This window comes from Curtobacterium sp. MCBA15_005, from assembly GCF_001864855.1.
Classification (GTDB): Bacteria; Actinomycetota; Actinomycetes; order Actinomycetales; family Microbacteriaceae; genus Curtobacterium; species Curtobacterium flaccumfaciens.
On record NZ_MJGL01000045.1, the window covers coordinates 74,507 to 81,400 of the forward strand.

A 6,894-nucleotide genomic window follows, 5' to 3' on the forward strand; every position below is an offset into this window, starting at 1 on the left:
TAGTTCGGCTAACTACTTTTCCCCGAACGTGACAGAACAGCGACAAACGGACACCGCAGTGCGTTCCGCGTCAGGACAGCACGTCGCTCAGGTCGTACGCACTCGGCACCTCGAGCTGCTCGAACCCGCACGACGTCGCGTCACGGTCGGGCCGCCACCGCTCGAACTGCACGGTGTGCCGGAACCGGTCGCCCTCCATCTGGTCGTACCGGACCTCGAGCACCAGCTCCGGCGCCAGCCGGACGAACGACGTGTCGCGACCCGACGAGAACCGCGACCGTTCCCCGTCACCGGTGACGGGCCTCCCGTCCGCATCGCGGAGCACGACGGGCTCGAGCTCGTCGATCAACGCGGCCCGCCGCTTGTCGGAGAAGGCGGAGACGCCGCCGACCTGGCGGAGCTCGCCGTCCGCGTCGTACAGGCCGACCAGCAGCGACCCGACGCCGGAGCCGCTCTTGTGCACGCGGTAGCCGATGGCGACGACGTCGGCGGTGCGGTGGTGCTTGATCTTGAGCATCGAGCGCTTGTTCGGCTCGTAGGGCCGCGCGCGGGGTTTCGCGACGACGCCGTCGAGCCCGGCGCCCTCGAAGGTGGTGAGCCACTCGCGCGCCTGCTCGACGTCGAGCGTGGTGCGCGTGACGAAGAGCGGGTCGGTCATCGCGTCGCCGAGCTGTTCCAGGCGCTCGCGCCGCTCGTCGAACGGCAGGTCGAGGAGCTCCTGCCCGTCGACGGCCAGCAGGTCGAAGGCCACGAACTGCGCCGGCGTCTCGACGCTGAGCTTGGCGATCCGCGAGGCCGCCGGGTGGATGCGCTGCGACAGGGCCTCCCAGTCGAGGCGCTCGGCACCGGGCTCGCCGGAACGCAGGATCACCTCGCCGTCCAGGACGACCGGGTGGTCGCGGCCGCCGAACTGCGCGCGGAACGCCTCGACGAGCTCGGGGAAGTACCGGGTGAGCGGCTTGGCGCCGCGGCTGCCGATCTCGACATCGTCACCGTCGATGGTCACGATGCCCCGGAAGCCGTCCCACTTCGGTTCGTACCGCAGCCCGCCCTTCGTGCTGTCCGGCTCGGGGACGGTGGCGACGGCCTTGGCGAGCATCGGTGCGATCTCCATGGGTCCTGTCTACTCGCGCGCGTCGGCGGGGCTGTCTGCGCGGCCTGCGCCGTCTGCCTGGAGGCCCGTGCTCCGCCCGGCACGTGCGTTCGGTGAGCAGAAATGGTCGGGTCCACGGCCCGCACCCGACCATTTCTGCTCACCATGCGTCGAGAGCAGGGCCGTCGCGGGCCAGACACGCGTCGGTAGGGTGGCCGGCGTGACGACCGTGCCCCCACCGGCAGCGCCGGCCCCGGAACCGATCAGCCCCGTGCAGGCCGCCGCGCTCCGCGACGGCGTCCTGCCACCCGTCGAGCAGGTGCGGCCGGGCATCTGGACCCTCGCGGTACCGTTCCGGTTCGGGGTGCCCGATGCGACCCTCGTGTACGTCGTCGAGGGGTCGGACGGCTCGCTCGCGGTGATCGACCCCGGGTGGTCGGCCGACGGCGGAATCGCCGAGCTGCGGGACGGGATCGCCGCGATCGGCCGCGCCCTGGACGACGTGTCGCTCGTGGCCGTGACGCACCTGCACGCCGATCACCTGGGGGCCGCGGCTGCCATCCGCCGGGCGACGGGGGCCCGGGTGGCGATGCACGGCCTCGAGGTCAGCGCGCTCGAACGGGAGCGGATCGACGCCGAGCGGAACGACGCGGACATCGCGACGTGGGGGCTGCCCGAACACCTTCGGGCCGGGGTCGTCGAGGCGTGGGGCAGCGGACGCCGGATCGGGATGGGCCGGATCGAGGCGCCGTACGCCGACGTGCTGCTCGAGGACGGCGACCTGCTGCCGATCCCCGGTCGGACGATCCGGACGCTCTGGACCCCGGGCCACACGACCGGGCACGTGTGCTTCCTCGACGAGGCCGACGGGCTGCTGTTCTCCGGCGACCACGTGCTGCCGCGGATCAACTCCGGCATCGGGCTCGGCGGCCGGACCGGCACGAACCCGCTCGGGGACTACCTGGCGTCGCTCGCGCGGCTCGATCCGTACGCCGACCTCGAGGTCTGCCCGGGGCACGAGTACCGGTTCCGTGACGTCGTCACCCGCGCCGAGACCCTGGCCCGGCACCGGGAGGAGCGCTCGCGTCACGTCGCCGCGGCCCTCGATGCGCTGGACCGTCCCACGCTGTTCGAGGTCGCGGCCCGGGTGCCCTTCAGCGGCGGGATCGAGTCGATGACCGGGTTCCTGCTCGCGAGCGCGCTGACGCAGACGGCCTTCCACGCGGAGCTGCTCGGGCGGGCCGGCGAGATCCGGCCCGCCTGACCTCAGCCGAGAGTGGTCGCGAGGCGCTCGATCGTCGTCTTCGCGTCGGCGAACTCCGCGGCGGCGTGGTCGGCCAGCGGTGCGAGGTCCGGCAGCCGGTCGGCCAGGGTCGCGCTGACGGTGATGGGGTACAGCTTCATGCCGAGCGCGGTGCCGAGCACGATGTGCAGGACGGGGGAGCCGTGGTCCCAGCCCTCCGTCGGGGTGCCGGCGTCGTAGGTCGCGCCGCGGCTCACCACGGTGACGACGGGTCGTCCGGCCAGGGGCTGCACGCCGCCGGTCAGGATGCCGGGGACGTGGATGCGGTCGATCCAGGCCTTCAGGGTCGACGGCACGGTGTAGTTGTACAGCGGCGCACCCACCACGACGACGTCGGCGGCGAGGAGCTCGTCGATGACCTGCTGGCGCAGGGCCTCGGCCTCGGGCGCGACGGTCTCCTCGGCGGTGCGGTCGGCGGCGGCCCAGTGCAGCGCCGAGCTCTCCAGGTGGGGGAGCTGGTCGACGTGCAGGTCCCGCCGGACGACCGTGTACTCCGGGCCGCGGGCGCGCCAGGCGTCGGCGAAGGCCGCGGTCAGTGCGCGCGAGCGGGAGTGGGTGAGGTCGGCCGAGGAGTCGATGTGCAGCAGCGTGGGCATGGTGCCCACGCTACCGACGGTGGGACGGAAACGGCCCCGCCGCCCCGTGCGGGGACAGGCGGGGCCGAGCCGGGCCTCCCGTCCGTCACGCGGGCGCGCGACGGACGGGAGACGACGGGGACCGTCAGCGCTGAGCGCGGCGACGGCGCAGGGTGCGGGCGCCGATCAGACCGGCACCGGCGACGAGCAGGCCGAGCGCCCAGGGGAGGGCACCCGTCGCATCGGTTCCGGTGTAGGCGAGCCGACCGGAGCCGGTGTGGTGCGTGGCGACCGCCGCGGGGACGATCGGCTTGATGACGGCGGCCGGGGCGATCGTCGGCTGCACGTCCACCGCGAAGACCGTGCTCGGCACCGCGGCACCGGAGACGGTCAGGGTGTGCGTCGAGGCGTGCGGGAACGTGACGGACACCAGGCCGACCCCGCCCAGGTCGGAGTCCGCGGCGATGACGTCGGTCGCGACGTCCGAGGTGACGGTCGGCGTGAAGAACTCCGGCTCGCCGGTCTCCTCGTCGAAGTCGGGCATGATCTGGTTGCCGAAGCGGTCGACCTGGGCACCGGAGACGAGCAGCGTGCCGCCCTGCTTGACGGTCACCTTGCCGCCCTTGACCGGCTCGGAGTCGCTGAGCAGGTCACCCGTGTAGACGTCACCGTTCGGGTGGATGATCCACGCCGTGGTGTCGCTGCCGTCCTCGAGCGCGTTCTGGTTGAGCGTGACGACCTCGATGCCGACGGGGGCACCGGCCTGGACGTCGATGTCGACGAACTGCTGGTTCGAGACGGGGCCGCTCGGGCTCGTCGACGTCGCCGTGATCATGACCTGGTAGTACTGGTCGGCGTCGGTCAGGGTGCCGGAGAGCACGCCGGTCTCCGCGTCGAAGGAGATCCCCTTCGGCAGCGTGGACTGCTCGTTGCCGTCGTCGTCGAACGACGATGCCGACAGCACCGGCGCCGGGGTGCTGAGTGCACGGAAGGTCTGCGAGAAGGCCTCGCCGGCGGTGGCCTCGATGGACGTGTCGCCTTCCTCGTCGGAGAGCGGCTGGCCGTCCTCGTCCACGAAGACGGGGGCCACTGCGGTCTCGGTGGTCGCCGTGGCGGTCTCGCCCGCGACCGAGCCCTCGAGCGTGACCGTGATCTCCTGGCCGGCGTCGGCGGTCGTGATCGTGTAGGTGGCGCTCTCGGACAGGACGGCCCCGGTCGGGGAGGTCCAGACGTACGAGATCTTGCTGCCCTTGGTGAACCCGGACTGTCGTGCGACGAGGTCCGAGCCGACGTACAGGTCGCCGGTGATGGTGACCGACTGCTCCACGGCGGCTGCGGCGGCCGGGGTGGTCGCGGTGGCGGTGGGCTCCGTGGGCTTGGTCGCGGCCGGGGCGGCGGGGGTGCCGGCCGGAGCCGTGGAGCCGGTGCCGGGGGTGCCGGCGTCGGTCGGCTCGGTGTCCGGGCCGGTCACGCCGGTGTCGTCGCCCGCGGGGGCGTCGTCACCGGTGGTGTCGCCGGCGGGCGGCGTGCTGCCGTCCGCCTCGGAGCCGGTCGCGGGCGTGCCCGTGCCGTCCGTGGCGGTGTCGCTCGGCGTGGTGTCGTCGGCGGCGGCCGTCGCAGGAGCGCTGACGGTCGGGTTCGACTCGGCAGCGGTCGCTGCGGTCGCGGTCATGACGCCCAGACCGGTCGTGAGACCGATCAGCGCGACGGTGGTGCCGACGGCGCAGGCGCGTCGGACGGTGGAGGTGCTGCGGCGCACTTCGTCCCCCAGGGTTTGAGTCCGGTCGGGTGCCGGAACGTAAGAGTTCGCCGAGAATCCTCGGCATGATCGGATCGTAGGGGTTATCCGCGCACGTGCGCGACGGGGTTGATCGGAATGTGACCCGGGTTGGGGGTTCCCGCACGATTCACGAACGGGAGGCGCGGTGCGGACCCGCACCGCGCCTCCCGTCCGCATCGGATCGCGTGTCAGGCGCGTCGACGGCGCAGACGGTGCACCAGCAGGCCACCGCCGGCGGCGAGCAGACCGAGCGCCCACGCCAGGGGACCGGACTCGTCGGCACCGGTGTAGGCGAGCGTGCCGGACGCCGGACGGGTCGTCGAGGACCCGGCGGCGTCGGCGTGCGCTCGGACATCGACCCGGAACGAGGTCGTGACCCCTCCGTTGGAGACGGTCAGCGTGTGGATCGACGCGTGCGGGAAGTCGACCTGGTTGGACTCCGCCTCCGCGACCCAGGTGATCCGGTCAGTGGCCACGTCGCTCGTCACGACGGGGTGCGGGCTGCCCGGGGTCGTCGTGCGGTTGCCGTTGGCGTCGACGGCGACGGCCTTCACGAACAACGGGATGCCCTGGTCCGCCGGCACGCTGGCGACCGACTTCGTCTGCACCGAACCCGCGGCGTCGATCGTGTACTCGGTGACCGATCCGTCGGGTGCGACCTCCCACTCCGGGCCCTCAGCGCCGTGGTAGACCGACGCCAGGACTCCGACCGGGGCGCCGGGCTCGACCGTCAGGGTGACGTGCGCCGTCGCGGTCTCGGAACCACTGCGTGCGATCACCTCGAAGTCGTACTGCGTCGCGGGGCGCGGCGTGCCGGACAGGACGCCCGTGGCGGGGTCGATCGAGAACTCGGAGCGGAAGAAGTCCCCGTCACCGATGACGTCGCCGCCGTCAGAGCCGGCGAGCGAGTACTCGACCGGGCCGGTCGCGCCCTGCACCGAGAAGCGGTGGCTGAACGGCGTGCCCGACGTCGCCGTCAGGTCGAGCGGGGCATCGGAGGAGGACTGCTCCGTGAACGTGAGCGGGGTGTCGGCGACGTCGACCGGGATCGACAGCGAGAGCCCGTCGGCCCGCACCGTCAGCTCGTGGCGCCCGACGTCGGAGAAGGTGACCTTCCAGCGGTTCGTGACGTCGTCGAAGGAGAGGACGTCACCCGGTGCGCTGCTGGTCAGCTCGGTGGCCGACGACATCTCAGGGCCGTCCTTGGGGTTGCCGTAGCGGTCGATCAGCGTGGACGCGAGCCACAGGGACTGGCCGGGCTTCGCGGGGATGGCGGAAACGGCCTTGCCGAGGTTCCCGTAGCTCCAGGGCCGGATCGCGTCCTTCGTTACCTCCCACGCCGGGCCGAAACCATCGGCCGTCGAGGTCACGGACGTGTTCAGGGTGACCGCCGCGGCGGGCTCGACGGTGATCCGGATCCACTGCGTGTCGTTGTGTCGGGTGTCCGTCGCGAGGACGCTGAACTCGTAGACACCCGGCGTCGTCGGGGTGCCACGGAGGAGCCCGGAGTCGTCCCAGCGGAACTCCTTCGCGTACTGGTCCCAGTCGCCGACGGGGGCGAAGCCGTACTCGAGCGCCTGGTCGCCGCCCTGCGCCACGAACTGCTGCGAGAACGATTCGCCAGCGGTCGTCGTGAACTCGATCGGCTTCTCGCGGCTCGACGGTGTCGGCCACGTGACAGCTCCGTCCGCAGGCGCATCCGCTGCCGGGGTCGACGCTGCAGGAGCCGCCGCGGTCGGGTTCGGGGTCTCCGTCGAGCCGGGGGTCTGGCCCGGGTCGGGCGTCGGACTCGGGGAGGCGGTCGGCGTGGTGTCGGCAGGGGCGTCGGTGTCCGCTGCCTCGGGGGTCGGCGTCGGGGTCGCGGTCTCGGGCGTCGGGGCCGTGGGCTCCGGTGCGTCCGGCGTCGCCTGGCCGGTGCCGGTGCCGGTGCCGGTCCCGGTGGTGACGGACGTCGACGTGTCGGCGGTGTCGGCGACGGCCGCGGTGGCGCCGATGCCGAACGCGGACGACGCGGCGACGATCGCGACCGCTGCGCCGACCGCGGCGCTGCGTCGGAACGTGGATGTGCAGGACTGCTTCACGGGGATCCCCCTCGGATACCAGGTCGGGACGCCGGATCAGCGTCCTCTACTCAGGGAATGTC

The 6,894-nt window shown here is 72.6% G+C and carries 5 protein-coding genes; 1 reads left to right on the forward strand and 4 read right to left on the reverse strand.

Annotation, left to right across the window (positions count from 1 at the left end):
* Positions 1-70: 70 nt before the first annotated feature.
* Complete coding sequence (locus BIU89_RS13365) at positions 71-1,114, reverse strand: ATP-dependent DNA ligase (RefSeq protein ID WP_071247227.1); 1,044 nt, start codon at positions 1,112-1,114, stop codon at positions 71-73.
* 199 nt (positions 1,115-1,313) lie between these two features.
* Between BIU89_RS13365 and BIU89_RS13370 the strand changes: the two genes are divergently transcribed.
* Positions 1,314-2,357: an MBL fold metallo-hydrolase gene (locus BIU89_RS13370; protein WP_175475032.1), complete on the forward strand. Its 1,044-nt coding sequence runs from the start codon at positions 1,314-1,316 to the stop codon at positions 2,355-2,357.
* 2 nt (positions 2,358-2,359) lie between these two features.
* Here the strand turns inward: BIU89_RS13370 and BIU89_RS13375 are convergent, their stop codons facing one another.
* The 3 genes from BIU89_RS13375 to BIU89_RS13385 form a co-directional block, all read right to left on the reverse strand.
* Positions 2,360-2,992, reverse strand: coding sequence for an FMN-dependent NADH-azoreductase (locus tag BIU89_RS13375; RefSeq protein WP_027465195.1), 633 nt, complete (start codon positions 2,990-2,992; stop codon positions 2,360-2,362).
* 124 nt (positions 2,993-3,116) lie between these two features.
* Positions 3,117-4,730, reverse strand: coding sequence for a putative Ig domain-containing protein (locus tag BIU89_RS13380; RefSeq protein WP_071247231.1), 1,614 nt, complete (start codon positions 4,728-4,730; stop codon positions 3,117-3,119).
* A gap of 209 nt (positions 4,731-4,939) precedes the next feature.
* Positions 4,940-6,832, reverse strand: coding sequence for a cadherin repeat domain-containing protein (locus BIU89_RS13385; RefSeq protein WP_071247233.1), 1,893 nt, complete (start codon positions 6,830-6,832; stop codon positions 4,940-4,942).
* Between the last annotated feature and the right edge of the window lie 62 nt (positions 6,833-6,894).

Coding starts and splice junctions, on each gene's coding strand:
- BIU89_RS13365 (WP_071247227.1), bottom strand. CDS start 1,114: ATGGAGATCGCACCGATGCTCGCCAAGGCCGTCGCCACCGTCCCCGAG.
- BIU89_RS13375 (WP_027465195.1), bottom strand. CDS start 2,992: ATGCCCACGCTGCTGCACATCGACTCCTCGGCCGACCTCACCCACTCC.